This window comes from Coprothermobacter sp., assembly GCA_013824685.1.
In the GTDB taxonomy this organism is placed as follows: domain Bacteria; phylum Caldisericota; class Caldisericia; order Cryosericales; family Cryosericaceae; genus Cryosericum.
The window spans coordinates 45088-65741 of record PNOG01000020.1; the positions used below are offsets into that span (position 1 = coordinate 45088).

Annotated in this window: 20 protein-coding genes; all 20 read left to right on the forward strand. The window is 58.0% G+C overall.

What is annotated here, in order from left to right; translation table 11 throughout:
• The first annotated feature begins 22 nt into the window (after positions 1-22).
• The 20 genes from C0398_06225 to C0398_06320 all read left to right on the forward strand — a co-directional run bounded on the left by C0398_06225 (position 23) and on the right by C0398_06320 (position 20651).
• Positions 23-1012 carry a hypothetical protein gene (locus tag C0398_06225; GenBank protein MBA4365583.1) on the forward strand — a complete coding sequence of 330 codons (990 nt, stop codon included), beginning with the start codon at positions 23-25 and terminating at the stop codon, positions 1010-1012.
• Complete coding sequence (locus C0398_06230) at positions 912-1988, forward strand: hypothetical protein (protein MBA4365584.1); 1077 nt, start codon at positions 912-914, stop codon at positions 1986-1988. The genes C0398_06225 and C0398_06230 overlap by 101 nt, the downstream gene beginning before the upstream one ends.
• Positions 1985-2443 (forward strand): hypothetical protein, encoded by a 459-nt coding sequence (locus C0398_06235; protein ID MBA4365585.1) that lies wholly within the window; start codon positions 1985-1987, stop codon positions 2441-2443. Before C0398_06230 ends, C0398_06235 begins: the two co-directional genes overlap by 4 nt.
• 7 nt (positions 2444-2450) lie before the next feature.
• Positions 2451-3674, forward strand: a complete 1224-nt coding sequence (locus tag C0398_06240) for a hypothetical protein (GenBank protein MBA4365586.1) — start codon at positions 2451-2453, stop codon at positions 3672-3674.
• Entirely contained in the window at positions 3479-4816 is a 1338-nt protein-coding gene (locus tag C0398_06245) for a hypothetical protein (GenBank protein MBA4365587.1), read from the forward strand. The genes C0398_06240 and C0398_06245 overlap by 196 nt, the downstream gene beginning before the upstream one ends.
• Before the next feature lie 2 nt (positions 4817-4818).
• Positions 4819-6135 carry a nucleotide sugar dehydrogenase gene (locus tag C0398_06250; GenBank protein ID MBA4365588.1) on the forward strand — a complete coding sequence of 439 codons (1317 nt, stop codon included), beginning with the start codon at positions 4819-4821 and terminating at the stop codon, positions 6133-6135.
• 23 nt (positions 6136-6158) lie between these two features.
• A complete protein-coding gene (locus C0398_06255; GenBank protein ID MBA4365589.1) occupies positions 6159-7625 on the forward strand; it encodes a hypothetical protein in 1467 nt (488 codons plus the stop codon).
• Positions 7626-8678: a hypothetical protein gene (locus C0398_06260; protein MBA4365590.1), complete on the forward strand. Its 1053-nt coding sequence runs from the start codon at positions 7626-7628 to the stop codon at positions 8676-8678.
• Positions 8675-9349: a hypothetical protein gene (locus C0398_06265; protein MBA4365591.1), complete on the forward strand. Its 675-nt coding sequence runs from the start codon at positions 8675-8677 to the stop codon at positions 9347-9349. Before C0398_06260 ends, C0398_06265 begins: the two co-directional genes overlap by 4 nt.
• A gap of 18 nt (positions 9350-9367) precedes the next feature.
• Positions 9368-9922, forward strand: coding sequence for a ribosomal subunit interface protein (gene raiA, locus C0398_06270; GenBank protein MBA4365592.1), 555 nt, complete (start codon positions 9368-9370; stop codon positions 9920-9922).
• A 197-nt stretch (positions 9923-10119) separates the two neighbouring features.
• Entirely contained in the window at positions 10120-12663 is a 2544-nt protein-coding gene (locus tag C0398_06275) for a preprotein translocase subunit SecA (protein ID MBA4365593.1), read from the forward strand.
• Positions 12650-13777 carry a peptide chain release factor 2 gene (locus C0398_06280; protein MBA4365594.1) on the forward strand — a complete coding sequence of 376 codons (1128 nt, stop codon included), beginning with the start codon at positions 12650-12652 and terminating at the stop codon, positions 13775-13777. The genes C0398_06275 and C0398_06280 overlap by 14 nt, the downstream gene beginning before the upstream one ends.
• A complete protein-coding gene (locus C0398_06285; protein ID MBA4365595.1) occupies positions 13686-14606 on the forward strand; it encodes a hypothetical protein in 921 nt (306 codons plus the stop codon). The genes C0398_06280 and C0398_06285 overlap by 92 nt, the downstream gene beginning before the upstream one ends.
• A complete protein-coding gene (locus C0398_06290; protein MBA4365596.1) occupies positions 14606-15271 on the forward strand; it encodes a cell division ATP-binding protein FtsE in 666 nt (221 codons plus the stop codon). Before C0398_06285 ends, C0398_06290 begins: the two co-directional genes overlap by 1 nt.
• A gap of 1 nt (position 15272) precedes the next feature.
• The gene (locus tag C0398_06295) at positions 15273-16175 is read left to right on the forward strand and encodes a hypothetical protein (GenBank protein MBA4365597.1); all 903 of its coding nucleotides are present in this window, start codon (positions 15273-15275) and stop codon (positions 16173-16175) included.
• On the forward strand, positions 16172-17350 hold the full coding sequence (locus tag C0398_06300; protein MBA4365598.1) for a hypothetical protein: 1179 nt from the start codon (positions 16172-16174) through the stop codon (positions 17348-17350). Before C0398_06295 ends, C0398_06300 begins: the two co-directional genes overlap by 4 nt.
• A gap of 24 nt (positions 17351-17374) precedes the next feature.
• Positions 17375-18574, forward strand: a complete 1200-nt coding sequence (locus tag C0398_06305; GenBank protein ID MBA4365599.1) for a hypothetical protein — start codon at positions 17375-17377, stop codon at positions 18572-18574.
• Positions 18571-19119: a guanylate kinase gene (locus C0398_06310; GenBank protein ID MBA4365600.1), complete on the forward strand. Its 549-nt coding sequence runs from the start codon at positions 18571-18573 to the stop codon at positions 19117-19119. Before C0398_06305 ends, C0398_06310 begins: the two co-directional genes overlap by 4 nt.
• 9 nt (positions 19120-19128) lie before the next feature.
• Entirely contained in the window at positions 19129-19392 is a 264-nt protein-coding gene (locus C0398_06315; protein MBA4365601.1) for a hypothetical protein, read from the forward strand.
• An 89-nt stretch (positions 19393-19481) separates the two neighbouring features.
• Positions 19482-20651 (forward strand): methionine adenosyltransferase, encoded by a 1170-nt coding sequence (locus tag C0398_06320; protein MBA4365602.1) that lies wholly within the window; start codon positions 19482-19484, stop codon positions 20649-20651.
• Positions 20652-20654: the final 3 nt, after the last annotated feature.

Here is a 20654-nt window from a genome sequence, read left to right on the forward strand (position 1 = left end):
TTTCAGGTGAAGGAACGTGCCGATGAAAACAGAAACCAGGGGACTGACGGGCTCTCTGCGCTCGACAAAGGTCCGCAGGACGCTTCTCATAATTGTTGTTTCCATGTTGGCCATTGTGGTCTGTTTTGTCGGCTACAACGTCATCTCTCTCTACAGTTCTCTCCGCTCGATCAGCCCCAATGCGGGCGCCACGAGATCGACGCTCAACCTGCGGGAACGAGTCAACATCCTAGTCGTCGGCGTCGACTCGCGAGCCATGAACGATCCGGGTCGCGCCGACAGCATCATGCTCATCGGACTGGATCCCGTGTCACGGACAATGAGGGCGATGTCGATCCCGAGGGATTCTCGCGTCAGCATTCCTGGACACGGCTATGACAAGATCAACGCCACGACAAATACCGACTACTTTTCCGATGGTGGAATCGTGCTCCTCGAGCAGACGGTCGAGGCAATGATCCCCGGCATCAAGGTTAACTACTATGCGAAGGCCAACTTCGCCGGGTTTGAGCAGGTCATCGATGCCCTGGGGGGCGTGACCATTGACGTCGAGAAAGCCATGTACTACAAAGCAGAGGACACGCTTATCGACCTGAAACCGGGAGTACAGCACATGGACGGGAAGACGGCGCTCGGATATGCTCGCTTCCGTCACGATGCAGTCGGTGACTTTGGCTCATGGAACGGAGAAGAATACGGACGTGTTGTTCGTCAGAAGGCTCTTTTCAAGGCTATCGTAGCCCAGACCTCCTCGCTTCGGAACGTCTGGAGACTGCCGCCCGTTGTCCGTGCCGTCGAGAACGCTGTTGTGACCGACATTCTCCCCAATGATATGTTTCGCATCGCCCTGGCTTTCAAGAATGCGGGCGACAAGGAAGTAACCACCGTCCCCTTCCCTGGAGTGCCAGGGGATGTCCAGGGAACGTCGTACATCATCCCGGACCTGGATGCCTTGCGATCGAAGATCGCTCCTCTGTTCAGTGCGGCAGTCCCGTCCAACCAGGAGCCCTGACGAACGGAATCTCTGCCTGGCGTTGGCCACGACCGCGCAACGGTGCTTCATGAGCGTCATTGCCGTCGTCATCACCCTGGACCGCCCCGAAACGGCATCGTGCTGCTTGTCATCGATCCTGCACGGCTCCCGGCGACCCGACCGGGTCGTCGTCGTCGACAATGGGTCCGCCATCCCGTACACGCCTCCTCAGGAATACCGGTACGACGTCGACGTTGTTCGCCTGGAACACAACAGTGGACCGGCAGGAGGTGCAGCCATCGGCCAGCAGAAAGCACTCGAGCTCAAAGCCGACTGGGTATGGATGCTCGACGACGATGCCATCGTCGATCCAGACGCTCTGGCGCGTCTCGTGCAAGGCGCCGACACGCACGGCGTGCGAACGTACTTCCGCTCGGTGTGCTACAATACGCCACAGCCGGAACTCCCGTTCTTCAACTCGTTCACCTACAGTCGCCGGACTGGGATGCTCAGGCCGGTGCCCCGGGAGCGCTATCTGGAACCTGAATTTGCCTTTGACACCTGCGCCATGGCAGGCCTGTTCATCCCGTCTTCCCTGCTCTTTGAAGCGGGTCTCTTCGACGCGTCTCTGTATGGCTGGTATGACGACACGGAGTTCACTCTGCGAGCAACGTTGGCGGGTTTCCGTGGGTACGCCATCCCCGCGAGCCGGTTGCTGCATCCTTCGGCCAACCGCAGAACGATGCGGTTTCTCGGAAGGTCTCTTGCCGTCCTTGTCGACCAGCCGTGGCGCTTGTACTATGGGACCCGGAACTGCATTCTTACGCAGCGCCGACTCCTCGCACGGGGCCGTTTTCTGGCATTGTTCCTTCCTCTCTTCGCAGTTCGGCGTTTCATTTCGATTGTGCTTCTCTACAATAATCGTCGTGCGTTTCTGCACTACTTCGTGAGGGGTGTCTCGGACGGCCTCCACGGCCGAACGGGCGAACTCACACAAGGAGGTCGTACCATATGAAAAACAGAGGGGTAGTTGGAATCGTTCTTGCGATCGTCATCATCGCGGGTGTCGCTGCAGCCTACATGCTGACGCGTCCCTCCACCGGGACGAAGAGCCTCAGCGGCAAGCACATCGAGGCCACGTTCCTCGCCTATGGAATCCGGCCGGAGACGGCCGCAGAGATCAAGATGGGTACAACCATCTATGACGAGACAGGCAAGGTGTGTTTTACGATCACGAACGTCACACCATCGCCAGCCCAGATGGACGCGATTGACAGCAAAGGGGAGCTGCGTGTCGTCGGGCATCCTGTCCTCAAGGACGTCGTGATAACAGCCCGGTCCGTCGACGCGAAGGTCGCCTGGGCATACATGTACGGCCGCGACAAGATTCTCGGCGGGGCGAACGTTGCCATATATGGGGACACTTGGAAGGTCTGGACACGTATCCTGACGGTGCACGATCTCCCATAGGGACCGGATGAACCTCAATCCCACCAGGAGACGTTTGGCAGCGAGGGTGTTCCTCCTGCTGGTCGCCTATTACCCTCTTGTCAACTGGGCGATTCGGAAGGCCAATCTGCCTCTTGCCAACCTGTGGGAAGAGATCATGCTCATGGTCTTCCTTGCCGTGGCCGTCGCGACGAGCTGGCGGAAGATTGGGCGTCTCGTGGCTTCGCCCGTCGTTCTGACGGCCCTCCTGTTTGCTGCTGCAACACTGCTGAGCTATGCGGTGAACGCCTACTACATTGGCGCCTACATCCACGAAGCCCGCCTGGCGTTTGAACCATTCATGGCCTTTGTCATCCTGTGGCTCCTCATCGACGGGGATGCCGGCGGTCTCCTGCGCGAGACCGTTCCACACCTTGTCGCGAGTGCCACTATCGTAGCGTTCATCGGTGTCTATCAGTATGTCCAGAAGGTTCCGGTACCCGCTCAGTGGCTCGACAAAGACACAGAGAGTGGGATCATCAGTACTCGCGCGTTCTCGCTCTTCGGCAGCCCCAATGTTCTCGCTGCCTACCTCGAGACTATCATCCCACTGGGCGTGTACGTGGCCGTCGTGCGGACGAGATGGTACGAGCGAGCGATTGCGGTGGGATCTGTCCTGGTGATGGGCAGTGGATTCCTCCTCACGCTGACGCGAGCTGCTTGGTTGTCGGCCGCGGGGTCCTTCTTCGTCGGGCTCCTCACGTTGAACCCCATACTTGCGGCGGTGTTTGCCGCCGCCGGCGCTGGTATCCTCATCGCCGTCCCAACGTTCCGGCTCCGCATGACCAACCTCCTCAGTTCAACCTATGTCGACAAGAGCAACAACCTCGGCCGCCTGTTCCGCTGGAGGCAGGCCTTTGTGAACCTCAGTGATCACCCTCTTCTTGGAAGTGGACTTGGCACGTTTGGAGGCTCCGCCGCACAGAAGTATGGCTACTTCACGGGTATCTCCATGGATTCTGTGTGGATTCGCGTCTTTACTGAGACGGGTGTCGTCGGCTTCGCTTTGTATGTCTCATGGTTGGCAAGCGCCTTCGCCTGCGTCGCCACACGCTTCTTCCGCTCGAAGGACAAGCTCTGGCTGTTCGCGTCGGTGGGTCTTCTTGCGCTGCTGGTCAACCTGTTTACCGACAATCTTCTCAACTCGTGGGCAATAGCGCTCCTCATGTGGAGTCTCTTCGCCCTCGGCGCCGTTCCCGAGGCAGACGAGTGAAGGCACTCGTCCTCAGCACCAACAATTATCGCTCGTTCCCCAGCCGAAAACAGCGCTTTGCTCGCCGACTGGCCGAACGAGGCAACGACGTGCTCTACGTCGAGGCCCCAGTGACCTGGCTAGCTGCAGCTCGCTCGCAGCAGTGGCGGAAGCTGAATGCCTGGCGGTCCGGCACGCATGAGCAGGGAGACCACGTGTGGACCGCATCGCCCACGCCGTGGCTTCCGTACTTCAAGAAGTACGAGCGCGTGGCAGACCGCGACTCGCTCACCTACTACCGCTACCTGCAGAGTCTCGCGGGTGACTGGACGGAGGGTGTCGGCATCGTCCTGACGTACCTGCCGTTTGTCCCGAGAGCTCTTGACCTGCTTGGCGCTCCAGTTGTGTACGACTGCGTCGACGACCACAGCGCTTATCCTGGACTCCTTCTCAAGGCTACTGTCGACCGCCTCGAGGCTCGGACTGCCGACATCGCATCTGCCGTGATCGCGACCAATGAAACCATTGCCGCCAAGTTTTCATCGCACGAGGACAAGCTCAGCCTGATCCAAAATGGCGTAGATCACGAGCTGTTCGCCGCGCCCGCCATGAGGTGGCTTGACACCTTGACCACACTGCCGAGGCAGCACCGATTTCTGTACGTCGGAGCGATGCGCGAATGGTTCGACGTGCAGGCACTTGGCGCCGTGGCTGCCGCGTGTCCAGACTGCGAGATCGATTGCTTCGGCGAGGCCCTGCCGGTTGTCCGTGATGAACTGGCCGTCCATGCCAACATCGTCTTCAAGGGAATGCTCTCCCAGGCTGCGATCGCGCAGGAGGCGCCCCGCTATGACGTCGCGCTCATCCCCTTCCGTGAATCGCCGCTGACCCTGGGTGTCGACCCGCTGAAGTTCTATGAATATGTTGCGGCTGGACTGCCTGTGGTCTCGTCGACAATCCACGCCCTTGGGGTATTCGGCGACGACATGGTGCGACTCGCGTCCACCCCGCAGGAGTTTGTTGCCGCAGTGACAGAGACCATCAATAGAGATTCACTCGAACTGCGCCGCTACCGCGTGCAGTCGTCCCGACGTTTTGACTGGTCGTTCCGCATCGCGGAATTCGACCGCGTACTCGACGCGTTGACACCCAACGAGTCCTGAATATGGAGGAGAAGATGGAAAAGAAGCTTGCAATTGTCGGTCTTGGCTATGTTGGCCTGCCTCTTGCGCTCACCTATGCACTGGACGGATTCCAGGTCTCCGGGGTCGATATCGACCCACGTCGCATCGAGTCGATCAAGGCATCTTCGCTCAGTATGCGTGAGGACTTCGATGGCGTACCGGTCAATGACGTCCTCCGACGGTGTCTTGCAGATGGCAGTCTGAACGTCACCAGCAAGTTCGACGAACTCCCTAAGGACGTAGCGACCTTCATTATCACGGTTGGCATCCCCATCGACCATGCATGGGCCCTGGACATGAGCATGCTCACTGGCGCCTGTACGGAGCTCGGCAAGCTGCTCAAGAAAGGAGATCTCGTCATCTGCCGGTCCACCGTACCTGTTGGCACGACTCGCGGTCTCGTGCTCTCCACGCTGGAGCGCGAAAGCGGGCTCGCGGCAGGCACGGACTTCGATCTCGCGTATTCGTCGGAACGGATAGCTGAAGGGCACGCGTATGACGAGTTCCGCAATATGCCGCTGGTCGTCGGAGGCATCAACGCAAAGAGCCTCGACCGTGCGACCCAGGTACTGGGAGCGGTCAACCGTGAACCTGTCTTCAAAGCGTCGTCCATCGAACTTGTCGAAGTGGCAAAGATGTTCGAGAATGCCCAGCGGGACGTCAACATTGCCGTCGCCGACCAGCTGGCGCGCTTCGCGAATCGATTCGACATTCCCACCTGGGAGCTGGTTGAGGCCTGCAATACCCACTCCAGGGTCAAGATTCTCATGCCTGGCATCGGCGTCGGGGGGCACTGCATCCCCTATGCCTCGCCCTATCTGTTCGGTTCGCTCTCAACCCAGGACGAATGCGGCGACTTGCTGCCGACCTTCGTTTCGGCACGTCAGGCGAACGCCGCTCAGCCTGGCTACATTGCCAGGCGCATGTCCAGCAGGATGGGGGGGTTGGTGGGCAAGCATATTCTGTTCGTCGGCATCGCCATGAAGGACTACTCGGACGATATCACGGTGAGCCCGGCCGTCGACCTCGCCACGGCGCTCGCGAAGGCGGGAGCCGAAGTGCGTGTTTTCGACAGCATCGCTGAGGCGCCCAAGGATTTCGGACGCGAGACCGACATCGATGCCGGCTCGTTGTGGGCAGACGCACTCGTGCTGCCCATCCGACAGACGAATGTGGACTATGAATACGTCAAGAAGGTAGCTATGGCAGCAGCTGGCCGCCTGATTCTATGTGACTTCAGGGGAGTGTTCGAACATGACAGCGACGTCCTCAGGCAACCCTGGTACGTTCGTCTGTAGAACGCGGGCGCGCCTTCCTGACAATGGCTGAGCGAGTCCACGTCGCCGGTATTCCGGTCGACAACCTGGACATGGACGAAGCTCTCGCTGCCGTCGAGGGCTTCGTCGCGTCTCGCACCCCTCACATGGGTGTCGCCATCAATCCTGAGAAAGTCATCAAGGCAAAACAGGACAAGGCCCTTGAGAAGGTCCTGCGCAAGAGCGACCTGAATTTCTGTGACGGCATAGGGATCATGTGGGCTTCGCGGGTGTTCTACCACGAGCGTATCAAATCCCGTATCACGGGTGTCGACCTGTTCTTGCGGCTGCTCGAGCTGGCAGACGCTCGTGGATGGCGGCTCTTTCTTCTTGGGTCACGTCCAGAGACACTCTCGAGAGTCGTGGCAATTGTGAAGGACAGATACCCTGGCCTCGTCGTGGCCGGATCACGCGACGGATACTTTACCGCTGCGGACGAGCCCGGCCTCGTGGTAGAAATCGCCGCTGCCGGGGCGGACATGATGTTCGTCGGCATGGGCAGTCCCAAACAGGAGAAGTTCCTTGCGGACAATCTTTCCGCGATGGGTGTTCCGTTTGCCATGGGTGTGGGAGGAAGCTACAACGTCCTGTCGGGTGAGTTCAAGCGTGCACCTGCCCGTGTCCAGAGACTCGGTCTTGAGTGGCTGTATCGGTTTGTGCTAGATCCCAAGCGGCTGCCTCGCATTCTTTCGCTTCCGCGGTTCGTCGGTATTGTGATCCGGTCACCCCGGGAACATGTCGACAACATCGACTTCTTTGGCATTTCTATCAGCAACAGGGATATTGACGAGCTTCTCGAGATAGCCGACGGTTTCGTTGAAAGCGGAGTGCCTCATCTCGTCGTCACGCTCAACGGTGAGATGGCTGCTCGTGCGTTCCAGGACGCCGAGTTTCTGGCAATTGTCCAGCAGGCGGATCTTGTCGTTGCTGACGGCGTTGGCATCGTATGGGGAGCACGCATGCAGGGTACGCGCATCGAGAACCGCATCCCCGGCATTGAGTTCTCGGGTTCTCTGCTGGCACTCGCCGAACGCAGGGGCTACCGCGCGTACTTCCTCGGTGCAAAGTCGGATGTTGTCGAACGGGCTGCCTCCAACGTCATGACTCGTTACCCAGGTCTTCAAGTCGTCGGTTTCCATTCCGGCTACTTTGACGCAGCCGAAGAAGCGCACGTGATTCAGGAAATCCGGGAGGGGCACGTCGACATTCTGCTGGTTGGCATGGGCGGAGGAGCCCAGGAAAAGTGGATCTGGCGCCACCGCGACATGGGTATCCCTATCGCAATCGGGGTAGGCGGAACATTCGACGTCTGGAGCGGACTTGTCCGCCGAGCGCCGCGATTCGTTCAGAAGACCGGCACGGAGTGGTTGTACAGACTGGTCGTCCAGCCAAGCCGCATACGACGCGTAGGCAGTATCTTCTATTTCATGTTCCGCGTGCTTGCGCATCGTCGGACAGCCTCCAGGAGCTAGATGACCAGACTCCTTGTCCTCGGCTACTATGGCTTTGGCAATTTCGGCGACGAGCTCATTTTGTCGGCTGTGCAGGATGAACTCGCGAGTATCGAGTGTGAAGCAGTGTTCGCGGTCAATAAACCTGGCCAGTATGCTCACCCCGTCTGCCCGCGGCACACGCTCGTCGATCGGCATGACCCGACAGCGATGAGAGCCGCTCTCAGAGCATGCGACCATGTGATGCTAGGCGGAGGCGGGCTCATTCAGGACATCACCAGCTGGCGAAGCAGCCTGTACTATCTGGGGATTCCCCTGGTGGCAAGCCTCTGCAAGAAGGGAGTCATCTCCTACGCTCAGGGTGTCGGCCCCGTCAGGCGGCCCTGGATCCGGCGTCTTGTGAGGGCTGTCTTTGGCCGCATGATCCTCATCGATGTACGCGACGACGCTTCGCGAGACCTCCTGCTCGGTTGTGGGATTCGGACGCGGGAAATCTGCGTGTCGTCCGACGCTGGGCTTTCCTATCTGGTCGCCCGACGCGGTGAACCTGTCGCGACCACTCGCCGCGAGCCTCGCATTGTTGCTTGTGTCAACGAACGGTTCGGGTGGACGGCCGAGGAGACAGCCTCATTTCTCGACTGCCTGGGGTCCCAGTCATCTGCCCGGTTAGATCTGGTCGTGCTCTTTCCATCGGCAGACCTTGCATTCACGTGGGCGGTCCGGGACCGTCTGCTCACGCCGTCAGAACTCATCATCTCGCCTCAGCCATTACCGCTGCTGGACCTCTGCAGTTCTGCCACGCTGACGGTTGCGGGTCGATACCATATGGCTGCGGCGGCAGTCGCCACGCACTCTCCAGTGGTGGCGCTCGCCTACGATCCAAAGGTTTCCCAGTTGGCCGAGGGCTGTGGCTTCGATGCTATCCAGCCAGGAGACTCGCCGCAACAGGCTGCTCGGCGCGTTCGCGCCGCAAGCATCTCACCCTTGGCCGAACAGTCCATCGCGCGACTCGGTCAAACGAGAGTGGACCGCGTCGCCCGGCTGAAGGTCGCTCTGGAACGTGGGGACCCATGAGCGTTCTCTCAGTTCTTCGCCAGGTCCTCGCTGACAAGGCATGTTTTCTCTGTGGCGAGGAATCGGCCCTTCCTATCTGTCACCGCTGTGCCTCTTCGTTTCGAGCGTGCGACCCGGGATGGAGCGATAGCCACCTCGCCGCCGGTCCGGCGTCGGGCTTCTCCGCGTACTGGTATGAAGGAACATTGCGACAGGCCATCTTGCAGATGAAGGTACAAGGTGAGTATCAATTGGCCGGACAACTCTCTGGCATGCTGACAGGCCTTGCAAGAGCCCTTCCACTGGGAGACCGGCCGGTTTTTGTCCCTATTCCGCGGTTCGGCGCCCGGGATGAGAGAGGCCCTCGTCACTTCCCCCACGTTGCATGCAGAATACTCTCCGCGGGTTTCGATGGCGACTACGGCAGTGGCCTTCTGCTCAAGACGCGTCGCACGCCTCTTCAGACACAGCTGTCGGATATGAAACGCCTGAAGAATGTTGATGGAGTATTCGAACTCTCGTCCAATGCAGCAGGCGAGCTGCGCGGCAGGACGGTCGTCATTGTGGATGACGTCCTGACAACAGGAGCTACGGTCTGTACCGCCACGAACGTCATCCTGCAAGCACGTCCGCATCAATGTCTGTACTTGACCCTCGCTCGTAGTCGGGCTACAATACGGTCAGGCTTCTGATGGCAAGAGCCGAATCCGATGCAACGGGAGGCACACATGAATGTAGAACATAAATCCAGGACGCTTGAGATCCCTCCGCGCATTCTTGCCTATCTGAATGAGAAGGTCAGTCGGTTTGACAAGTTTTTTCGCAAGGAACCCACGCTCAATGCCAATCTGAACCTCCTGCGAGGAAAATATACATGCGAACTGACTCTTGAGGTCTCTGGCCGCATCATCAAGGCTTCAGGGCAGGGACCAGACATGGAAGGTTCTATCGATGCTGCATGCGACAAGCTCGATGTGCAGATCCGCAAGTTTCACACCCGGATCTTCCGGAGGGACTTCAAGGCGGTTGCCGAGCTCAAGGGTCTGTTCCAGTCCGAAGTACCAGTGGAGGATGTTGAGGAGTCTCCTGAGGGCATCGTGAAGCGCAAAGAATTTGAGGTACTTCCCATGTCAGAAGAAGAGGCGATCCTTCAGATCGAGATGCTGGCGCACCAGTTCTTCGTCTATCGAAACGCCTTGTCCAACAAGGTCTGTGTTCTGTACAAGCGTACCTATGGGGGCTACGGTCTGATTGAAATCGACTGACCAGACAAGACCCCCGGTCGTTGCGACGAGGGTACGGGCTATCGCTTCAGCGTTGGCGTCGCGGTCTGCTGGGCGACGCCAACGGTGTCTTGTGCTGTTGCGCATGCTGACAGGCAGAGTCCTGTGACAATCTAGCAAACCAGCGAAGTGCTGGTTTCGAAACGTCTAGAAGTTCGCTCCGTGGAGGTTGATCTCTGATGGGACTGTTCAGCTTCTTTTCCCCAGCTGCTCGCAAGCTCAAGACATATCAGGACATGGTTCCACGAATCCTTCAACTCCAGCCGGCGTTGGCCGAGCTCGACGATGAGGGTCTCAGAAGCTATGGAGCTGAGCTTAGACAGCGGGCCGCAGCAGGCGAAACCGAGACCGGGCTGTTACCCGGGGCCTTTGCACTGGTGAGAGAGACCTCCCGCCGTCTGATAGGGCTCGAACACTTCCCCGAACAACTGCTTGGAGGCATCGCTCTCTATTTTGGCAACATCGCCGAGATGAAGACAGGCGAAGGAAAGACGCTTGTGGCCACCTGTCCACTCTACCTCAACGCCGTCATGGGTCACAAGGGGCATCTCGTCACTGTCAATGACTACCTGGCCAAGCGAGACCGGGCCTGGATGGGGCCCGTCTATGAGTTTCTTGGCATGTCGGTCGGTCTCCTTCAGAACAACAGTACACCCGAGGAGCGTCGCGCCGCGTATGCGGCCGACATCACCTATGGCACGAACAACGAGTTCGGCTTCGACCACCTGCGAGATCACATGGCCGGCTCAGAAGACGGCATGGTCCAGAAGGGAGCCCTCGATTTTGGCATCGTCGACGAGGTCGACAACATCTTCATCGATGAGGCTCGGACAGCTCTCATCATAGCAGGCCCCAGTGGTGACTCGGACATGCCATACTACGAGGCTGCAGCATTCGTCAAGCGGCTGAAGGGGATGGCTCGTACGGAGACGTCTGATGGTGACAACGAAACACCAGATGGCTCTGACTATATCTACGAAGAGAAGCACAAGACAATTGAGCCTGCCGACGACCTGCTGACCCGTTTCGCCCACGCTGCCAGGATTCCTCAGGACAAGCTGCTGAAGGAGCAGGCTACCTATGGCAAGATCCTTCGCAACGCCATCAGGGCACAGGTCTTCTTCAGAAAGGACAGCGAATATATCATCAAGGACACAGAAGTCATCATTGTCGATGAGTTCACGGGCCGGCTCATGTATGGGCGTCGCTACTCCGAAGGGCTGCACCAGGCCATCGAGGCAAAGGAAGGGCTCAAGGTCCGCGAGGAGAGCCAGACGCTGGCGACCATCACGATCCAGAATTTCTTTAAGATGTACCACAAACTGTCTGGGATGACGGGAACAGCGCTCACGGAGGCAGACGAGTTCAAGGAAATCTACGGACTTGATGTCCTCGAGATTCCCACGCACCGTGCAGTGGCGCGCCAGGATGCGGACGACGAAGTGTACCGGTCCGAGCACGGCAAGCTGGACGCGATTCTCCGCGAGATCCAGGCCCGAAATGAGACAGGGCAGCCCGTCCTCGTGGGCACACGTTCCGTCGAGAAGTCCGAAGGGCTGAGTCATGAGCTGAAGAAGCTTGGCATCAAGCATCAGGTTCTCAATGCGAAGTATCACGAGAAGGAAGCGGAGATCATCGCCCAGGCGGGTCGGAAAGGCTCAGTCACAATTGCCACCAACATGGCGGGCAGAGGTGTCGATATCCTGCTCGGCGGCAATCCTGTGGCTCTTGCTCATGCCAAAGCCGATCCGGCGAAACAGCCGGAACAGTATGCCAAGCTGTTCGCAGAGTACCGCGAGTCGTGTGCGAAAGAACATGACGATGTCGTCAGCCTGGGAGGACTTTTCATCCTTGGGACCGAGCGCCATGAGTCACGCCGCATCGACAACCAGCTCCGGGGACGCGCTGGTCGGCAAGGGGATCCTGGCGAATCGAAGTTCTTCCTCTCGGCAGAAGACGACATCCTGCGCATCTTCGGTGGCGACCGCATCCAGCACATTTTCGAAATGATGAAGGTCGAGGAGTCGATGCCAGTGAATCACCCGCTCCTCTCGAAGACCATCGAGATGTCCCAGAAGAAAGTCGAGTCGTACAATTTCGATGCCCGCAAGAGCCTTCTTGACTACGACAACGTGCTCAACAAACAGCGCGAGGTCATCTACGCTGAGCGCGACAAGGTTCTTGCAGGAGTCGATCTTGGGGATGAGGTGCACGAGTTCATCAGCCAACAGGCCGAAACGACGGCAGAGCAGGTCATCCAGGCGCAACGCGCCGATGAGGCCGATCTTGGCAAAGTCTACAACGACCTGGTCCTGGATGCCTTTGGCAGACCTGTGGCAATGACGCTCGAAGAGCTGACGGAGCTCGTCGAACACCGTGACTCCGAACAGCAGCTCAGCACAACGATTCGGGACCGCGCGGAGACCATCTACCGTGAGAAGGTTGACCGGTACGGAGAGAGCGTCATGCACCAGATCGAGCACTACTTTTTCTTGCGCACCATCGACAGCGCATGGAGAGACCATCTTCTTCAGATGGACGATCTCAAGGACGGCATCGGCCTGCGCGCCTATGGCCAGCAGGACCCGGTCATTGCCTATCAGAAGGAGGGGTACGATCTCTTCAACGAGCTGATGGACCAGATCAAGCACGACGTGACGCGGGCATTGTTCACCTTCGAGCTGCAACCCGCTCAACCGGACAAGAAACATGATCGATCTTGAACCGCTGCGCAGGAGAGTCTCAGAGTGTGAGACACGCATCTCTGGACTCTATCAGCCTGACTGGTTGACGAGCCGGCAGGCCCAGCTGGAAGAACTGCGGGGCAAGACAACGGCCGCAGGCTTCTGGAATGACCAGACAAGTGCAGCAGAGATCATGGGTAGCATCTCACGCATCGAGGCAGACATTGTCTCCCAGCAGAAAGCACTGACGGACCTGGACAACGCTCGGACCGCCCTCGAGCTCCTTGTCGGGATGCCGGACCCCGAACTCGAGCACGAAGCTGTCGGCAGCATTGAGCACCTCGAACATGACCTGCAGATTCTCGAGACGACAGCCTATTTTGGCGGTCCCTATGATGCGTCCAATGCCATCTTGTCACTCTCAAGCGGAGCAGGCGGGACAGATGCGCAGGACTGGACCGAAATGCTCATGCGCATGTATATCCGCTACGCTGAACGACAGGGTTTCGAAGTCCTCGTGACGGACTACATGCAGGGCGAAGAGGCAGGGATTAAGGGTTGCACGCTGGTCATCAAGGGACAATACGCCTATGGTCTTCTGATGCACGAAAAGGGTGTTCATCGCCTCGTTCGCATCAGCCCTTTCGATGCAAACAAACGTCGCCATACGTCGTTTGCGGCCGCAGACGTGATCCCGGAAATCCCGGAAACCAGCACGGACGCCGAAATCCCCGAAGGCGACCTGCGCATCGATGTCTATCATGCGTCAGGTCATGGAGGCCAGAACGTGCAGAAGGTCTCTACCGCTGTTCGCATCACACACATCCCGACGGGTATTACGGCCAGCTGCCAGAACGAGCGCTCGCAGCTGCAAAACAAGCGAATGGCAATGGCCGTTCTGAAATCCAGACTGCTCGTGCAGCGAGAGTCGCAGCGCGATGCCCAGATTTCGGAAGTGCGTGGGGCGTTCAAATCAGCTGAATGGGGCAATGAGATCCGTTCGTACGTGCTCCAGCCCTACAAATTGGCCAAAGACCATCGTACCGGGCTTGAGAAGGGAAATGTTGATGCAGTTCTCGACGGCGACCTGCAGGACTTCATCCTTGCAAGCGTGCGACATGACGCGGAAAATCGTCGTTCGAACGATTCGTGACGCCGTCGGCATAACGATCGGGTGCTTCGTCTACGCCCTTTCGTTTGCCCTCTTCGTCATCCCTCGTGATCTGGCCCCCGGAGGCATCTCGGGACTTGCGATCATCGTGAATCACTTCTTCAAGCCCGTTCCCATCGGCATGACAATCATTGTCCTCAATACTCCGCTCTTCCTGCTGAGCCTCAAGAGGCTGGGGAGAGGATTCCTGTGGCGTTCAGCATACGCAACCATCATCTCGTCACTCCTTATCGACGTGATCGTGCCGTACACACAAGGCTTCCACGTGGACATGCTTCTCTCGGCGGTCTACGCCGGAGTCGCCATGGGCATTGGGATTGGCATCATCTTTCGCTTCTTCGGTTCCACCGGCGGCACCGATCTCCTTGCTCAACTGTTGTCCGAGCGCATCGGGCTGAGTTTTGGGACGACCCTGCTGATCATCGACACCATCATCATTGCCTTCTCAGGCATCGCGTTCCAGAGTATTACGATACCGCTGTACTCAATCGTGTCGCTTTACATCTGCGCAAAAGCCATCGACCTCGTGCAGGAAGGAATCTCCTTCTCCAAGGCGGCCTGGGTGGTCAGCAGCCAACCGGAAGCCATTGCGGGCAAGGTCATGGCCGACCTGGATCGCGGAGTGACGAAATTCACTGCAACTGGCGGTTTCACGGGCGAACGCAAGGAAGTCGTGTTCTGCGTTGTGCCCCAAAGCCAGATATCGCATCTCAAACAGATCGTCCATGAGGTTGACCCTGATGCCTTCGTGGCCATCATGGACGTGACCGAGACTCTGGGTCTCGGATTCAAGGAGCTGGGTACACGCTGATGATACAGATGTTGAGCGTCTCAAAGAGATATGACGATGGATACTATGGTCTCAGGGATATCACCTTCAAGATAGGCCCCGGCAAGTTTGTGTTTCTGACAGGCGAGTCTGGCGCAGGCAAGAGCACGGTTCTGCGACTCATTTATCGTGCCGAACGGCCGACCAATGGCACCATCCTGGTAGATGGAGCGGACACGGCAGCAGCTCATGGCAGAGCGCTCACGTCACTGCGACGGCGAATCGGCATGGTGTTCCAGGACTACATGCTTCTCTTCGACCGTACCGTATTTGAGAACGTAGCCTTGCCATTGGCTGTCCGAGGTGTGGGCAAAGGCACCATCAGCCAGGAGGTGGACAAGTACCTGGATCAGGTCGGCCTCGCTGGGTACCAGCGTCGCTTGTGCTGCTCGCTGTCTGGGGGAGAGAAGCAGCGTGTTGCCCTCGCCCGCGCGCTTATCGCAAAACCCGACATCATCCTTGCGGACGAGCCGACCGGGAACCTCGACCTGAGCAACGGAGAGAAGATCGTCGAGGTGCTCCATGACGCCAACCGTCTTGGTACCACCGTCTTCATGGCTACCCATGATCTGTACCTCGTCCAATCGACGCGCCTGCCATTCGTGCGGCTCCGCGGTGGACGCAAGGTTGAGGAGGGCAACTTCTAACATGTTTACCCTCAAGCAGACACTGCGAGACCTTGTGCGACATCCCATCCGCACTCTTCTCGTTTCGATCCTGATCGCCGTGCTGATGGTCGCAAGCGCCGGCATCTATGCGATGTCCATCGACGTGCGCCACACCATTGCGGAGATCGAGAGGACACACCCTATCAACGCATACCTCTTGCGCGGACTGGACCAGACTTCTATCCAGACTCTTCTCGAGCAGATGCAGAAAGATGAAGCCGTTGCCCGTGCGGAATATGTGAGTCCCGCAGACGGCCTCAAGAAGCTCGAGATTCAGTATCCCCAGTTCGCAAGCGTATTTCGCGATCTGACGCGCAATCCAATTCCTCCACTCATCCGGGTTTATCCGGTCTCTGTGCAGGGCATCGCCGGCCTGGCTGCGGAGCTTCGGTCTCTTGCGGGCGTTCAAACCGTTGAGTATGATGAAGGCTCGGTGCAGGGGATGGCCAACGCGAACATGTTTGTCCACAGCCTCCTGCTCTATGTGCTCGTTCTCGCTGGCTTTCTTTTCATTGCTGGTTTCTGCCTCATGGCATTCAGCATCATCAACGGCAAACGAAAAGAGACTGCAGTGCTGAGCGTAGTCGGTGCCAGCAACCTGCAGGTTCTTCTCTCGACGCCCGCCCACCTGGTCGCTGTCTGGGCGCTCGCATCGGTCCTCTTTGCCGTTGTTCTCCCCGGCGTCATCCGGTATTCCACGACACGCCTCAAGGCGTCCTTTTCGTGGGTGACACCCGAGCCTGCGGGCATCGTCTACGCCGGAGCCGCCTCCGTTGTTCTGCTGGCCTCCCTGGCTTGCCTCCTTCTGGCCTGCGTCATTGCGACGCTCCTGGCGTATCGCATTGACGAGGAACAGCGTCGAGAGGAGACACTTCTCGAATGAGAACTCTGAGGTTCCTGACTACCATTGTCCTGATTCTCTCCCTGTTTGTGGGCGGCTCCGTCTTCGCTCCTCGCGTGGAAGGAGACCTCACGAGTGATCTCAAGGCCGCTCAGGAGAAGATGGACCAGCTGAAGGCGCGGCTTCAGGAGGTCCAGAAGCTGATCAAGGAGAACAAATCGGCCAAGTACAGTCTCCTGAGTCAGCTGACCTCGCTCAATGAACAGATGAATTTGCTGGAAGGGGACATAGGAGAGATCGACAGTAACATCGCTCAGTTCGAGACTCTTCTCGCCAAGACGGCGGCTCAGATCGCCGTCAGGGAAAAGCAATACGACGAGCTTTCAGCGGGAATTGACTCGTCGATCGATCTTCTCTACCATGTGTCCAACCTTGATGTCGCAGGTCTTCCTTTCACTGGCAGAGATCTTAGTGCTACGGTCGAAGCTCAGCAGGGTGTGTCAGCCGTCCTCCAACAGATCGTCGCGTCTCTGTCTGCGGTGAGTACACAGAAACTCGCTCTGCAATCGGACCGCACCGACTATGCGCAGACAAAGAACCAGCTGGAGCAGGTGTATGCCCTCAAGAAACAGCAGGCAAGCCTTCTGGTGGAGCAGAAAGCTGCCACACAGCAGACCCTGAACTACCTCGCTGCCAAAGGAAGTCAATACTCGGCCGACGACAAGCGTATTCAAGACCAAATTGCCCGGGAAAACAAGCTCATCGACCAGATCGTCGCTGAGATCTATCGGCAACAACATCCTGGTAGTGAGCCGACAGGCAAGATCCTGTGGCCCATACCCGGCACCATTCGTATCACCGAGCTTTTTGGGATGCGCCACGACCCGATCAACGGTGTGTGGGAGATGCACAACGGCATCGACCTGGGTTGTCCGACGGGGACGACGCTTCTGGCTCCAGCTGACGGGGTCGTCGAGTACGTAGGGAGGTTCTCGGGGTATGGCAACATGTTGATGCTCCAGTGCGGCCAGCATATGACGCTGGTTTTTGCGCATCTCAAGTCGTTCATTGCCAAGAAGGGGCAGTCTGTGAAACGGGGTCAGGTGATAGCGCTGACAGACAACACTGGCTGGAGCACGGGTCCTCATCTGCACTTTGAGGTCCGGATCGACGGCACTCCGAAGAACCCGATGCTCTATCTTGGGCCAAAACCGTAGCGCTTACCGCGAAAGGAGATTCTCATGCCATCCAGAAAATCCTCACTTGTCATCCTAGTAGCCGCATTGCTCGTCGTCGTGATCGCATTCTGGGCAGGCTTCGTCGCTTATCCGTTTCTTGCACCACGCCTGACAGGCTCTTCGCGGCCATCGTCTGTCCAGACGACCCTTGACCGCGACACCTACCTCAAGCTTTCGGGCGAGGTGTATGACACCCTGAGTCTCCAGTACTACCAGAAGGTCGACGCGGGCAAGCTCCTCAAGGGACAGGTTGCCGGGCTCGGCGACCCGTACACAGAACTGTTTACGCCTGCCGAGGCGGCGGACTTTCGCGAACAGCTGTCCGGTGAATACGTAGGCATTGGTGTCGTTATCACGCCGAGCAAGAAAACTGAAGCCATCGAGATCGTGAGGGTGTTTGCTGGTACGCCCGCAGAAGAGGCTGGGCTGAAACCTGGAGACCTTATCGACAGCATAGACGGCACGACAGCTCGCGGACTCGAGCTCGACGCCGTCTCTGCTCGTGTCAAGGGCAAGGCAGGTACCTCCGTCCGATTGAAGATCGAACGGGCCGGAATACTTGTGGACTACACTGTTGTGCGGCGTCACGTCGAACTCCCGGTTATCGAGAGTCGCATCATCGGGAACAAGGTTGGGTACATCTCCGTCTCCTCGTTCAGCTCCGGTGTGGCCGTGAAGTTCGCCCGCGCTCTTCACGCACTCGAGGACCAGAAGATCACAGGACTGGTCATTGACATACGGGACAACGGCGGCGGCTATCTGAATGAGTGCCTCGACATGCTGTCGAACTTCATTTCCCAAGGGACAGCCTTGTGGACGAAGGAGGCCGGAGGCGAAGTGAACCCCGTGACTGTCAATGGCGGCAGTGTCTCATTTCCGATCGTCGTCCTTGTCAATGGAAGCTCTGCGAGCGCTTCCGAGATCTTCTCGGCGGCAATGCAGGAGAACAAAGCTGCTCTCGTCGTGGGAACCACAACATTCGGGAAAGGAGTCATCCAGCGAAGCTGGGACCTCTCAGAGGGATACGAGCTCAAAGTGACGGTCGAGGAGTACTACACGCCAAACAAGAACACGATCCAGAAAAAGGGACTGACTCCCAACATCGTGGTGGCAGATCCAGCCCCCGCACTTTTTGGAACACTTCCGGGCGATGGTCAGCTCGCACGTGCCGTCCAGATAGTGGAGGAGGGAGAGCGCCCATGATTGTCGTGGTATCTGGTCCTGGAGGCGTCGGCAAGAGCACTGTCGTTGCGGAACTCCTGCGACGCCACACCGACATGCACCGCTCGATCTCCGTGACGACGAGGGCCCCCCGACCGGGGGAAGTGGACGGCGTCGACTATCACTTTGTGACCGAGGAACAGTTCACAGATTGGATTGACAAAGGGCTGTTCGCAGAGTATGCTGATGTACGTGGTCATCACTATGGGACGCTGATGTCCTCGCTTGAGGCTGTCAGACCGCAGGAGATTCTCATCCTGACCATTGATATTCATGGTGGTCCCTGCATTAAGCGCCTGTTTCCGGAAGCCCTGATGATCTTCCTCAAGCCCCCGGATGCGATGGAGCTTGAACGCCGTCTGGAGTGCAGAGGCTCGGAAACGCCCGACGAGATAGCGGGACGCATCGAGCTTGGCCAATATGAGATGACGTTTGCCAAGGACTACGACTACATGGTCACGAATTGCGACCTTGAGACCACGGTCGACATTGTCGACAGCATCGTCCGCAGTGTACTGCGGAGATAGGAGTTGTGCATGGACGAGCAGAAAGAACAGCCTACCCTACAGCCAGAACTGGCAAATCTCTATCTGGAGACATTGATTGCGAAAGTTGACACGAACAAGTATCGGCTCATTCGTCAGCTTCTCGATACATCGCATCAGTTGCTCGAAGAGAAGACCGACCCACTCCGCGAGCCTGTTGACGACATCCTTCGGAAGTCCGCCGGTCGCATGGTGGCTGGTGCAGCACGCGATGCTGCGAACCCCGTCATCGAGGACGCCGACACCAAGCGCTAACGTATTCTGAAGTTCGATCACTTGCGAAGAAGGGTCAACCACCCCGTACGAGCGTGCGGGGTGTCGACAACCTGCGAAAGGAGAGACCTATGGACAAAAGTTCACGCATCAGCCAGACCGTAGAGTTTGTAACGATCGGGCATCCCGACAAGGTCGCCGATCAGATATCGGACGCCATTCTCGACGAACTGCTTACGCAGGATCGATACAGCCGCGTTGCCTGTGAGACATTTGTCACACACGGCCTGGTCATCGTCGGGGGAGAGATAACCACCAACGCATTCGTCGACGTCGACGGCGTCGTCCGGTCGACCATCGACAGCATTGGCTACAATCACCCGAAATATGGGTTTGACGCCAAGACCTGTGCGGTTGTCAGCGCAATTGGCCGCCAGTCTCCAGACATTGCCCAGGGTGTCGACGCAGGTGGCGCCGGGGATCAGGGTATCATGTATGGCTACGCCACGGACGAGACGCCGGAGTATATGCCACTGCCGTATGAACTGGCGCGCAGGCTCACGATGCGGCAGGAGGAAGTCCGGCAGCAGAATATCCTTGACTATCTGGGCCCGGATGGCAAGAGCCAGGTCACGCTGGAATACGATGGCGACAAACCCGTCTACCTGCGTTCTGTCGTTCTTTCGTCTCAGCACCTCGATACCGTTCTTGATCCCGATAATCCCTCACGAATGTCGAATGATGCGCGTGAGGAGATCATCGAGAAGATTGTACGGCCATCGTTGCCGTCTGACCTTCTCGACAGCAAGACCATGATCTTTGTGAACCCGACCGGCAAGTTTGTTGTAGGCGGCCCGCAGTCCGACACGGGCATGACTGGCCGCAAGCTAGGCATCGACACCTACGGAGGACGTATCCCCCATGGCGGAGGAGCCTTCTCAGGTAAGGACCCCACAAAAGTCGACCGATCGGCCACCTATCTTATGCGGTATCTCGCGAAGAACATCGTAGCTGCCGGTATTGCCCACCAATGCCTCACGCAGGTAGCGTACGTCATCGGCCAGAAGGACCCCGCTTCATTCGAGCTTTCCTTTGAAGGCACCGGCGCGGTTCCCGAGTCGATCGTACGAGACGTCATAGCCAAGAATGTCGACATGACTCCTACTGCCATCATCGACTATCTCGGCCTTCGAAAGCCTATCTACCGCCAGACGTCCATGCACGGTCACTTCGGACGTCCGGGATTCAGCTGGGAAGAACTTGACCTGGTTCGAGAACTGAAGAACTGGCTGAAGATCTAACCC

Bases quoted from the DNA above. Each gene is read 5' to 3' on its own strand.
- C0398_06225 (MBA4365583.1), top strand. From the start codon at position 23: ATGAAAACAGAAACCAGGGGACTGACGGGCTCTCTGCGCTCGACAAAG.
- C0398_06230 (MBA4365584.1), top strand. From the start codon at position 912: ATGTCCAGGGAACGTCGTACATCATCCCGGACCTGGATGCCTTGCGAT.
- C0398_06235 (MBA4365585.1), top strand. From the start codon at position 1,985: ATGAAAAACAGAGGGGTAGTTGGAATCGTTCTTGCGATCGTCATCATC.
- C0398_06240 (MBA4365586.1), top strand. From the start codon at position 2,451: ATGAACCTCAATCCCACCAGGAGACGTTTGGCAGCGAGGGTGTTCCTC.
- C0398_06245 (MBA4365587.1), top strand. From the start codon at position 3,479: ATGGTTGGCAAGCGCCTTCGCCTGCGTCGCCACACGCTTCTTCCGCTC.
- C0398_06250 (MBA4365588.1), top strand. From the start codon at position 4,819: ATGGAGGAGAAGATGGAAAAGAAGCTTGCAATTGTCGGTCTTGGCTAT.
- C0398_06255 (MBA4365589.1), top strand. From the start codon at position 6,159: ATGGCTGAGCGAGTCCACGTCGCCGGTATTCCGGTCGACAACCTGGAC.
- C0398_06260 (MBA4365590.1), top strand. From the start codon at position 7,626: ATGACCAGACTCCTTGTCCTCGGCTACTATGGCTTTGGCAATTTCGGC.
- C0398_06265 (MBA4365591.1), top strand. From the start codon at position 8,675: ATGAGCGTTCTCTCAGTTCTTCGCCAGGTCCTCGCTGACAAGGCATGT.
- raiA (MBA4365592.1), top strand. From the start codon at position 9,368: ATGCAACGGGAGGCACACATGAATGTAGAACATAAATCCAGGACGCTT.
- C0398_06275 (MBA4365593.1), top strand. From the start codon at position 10,120: ATGGGACTGTTCAGCTTCTTTTCCCCAGCTGCTCGCAAGCTCAAGACA.
- C0398_06280 (MBA4365594.1), top strand. From the start codon at position 12,650: ATGATCGATCTTGAACCGCTGCGCAGGAGAGTCTCAGAGTGTGAGACA.
- C0398_06285 (MBA4365595.1), top strand. From the start codon at position 13,686: ATGTTGATGCAGTTCTCGACGGCGACCTGCAGGACTTCATCCTTGCAA.
- C0398_06290 (MBA4365596.1), top strand. From the start codon at position 14,606: ATGATACAGATGTTGAGCGTCTCAAAGAGATATGACGATGGATACTAT.
- C0398_06295 (MBA4365597.1), top strand. From the start codon at position 15,273: ATGTTTACCCTCAAGCAGACACTGCGAGACCTTGTGCGACATCCCATC.
- C0398_06300 (MBA4365598.1), top strand. From the start codon at position 16,172: ATGAGAACTCTGAGGTTCCTGACTACCATTGTCCTGATTCTCTCCCTG.
- C0398_06305 (MBA4365599.1), top strand. From the start codon at position 17,375: ATGCCATCCAGAAAATCCTCACTTGTCATCCTAGTAGCCGCATTGCTC.
- C0398_06310 (MBA4365600.1), top strand. From the start codon at position 18,571: ATGATTGTCGTGGTATCTGGTCCTGGAGGCGTCGGCAAGAGCACTGTC.
- C0398_06315 (MBA4365601.1), top strand. From the start codon at position 19,129: ATGGACGAGCAGAAAGAACAGCCTACCCTACAGCCAGAACTGGCAAAT.
- C0398_06320 (MBA4365602.1), top strand. From the start codon at position 19,482: ATGGACAAAAGTTCACGCATCAGCCAGACCGTAGAGTTTGTAACGATC.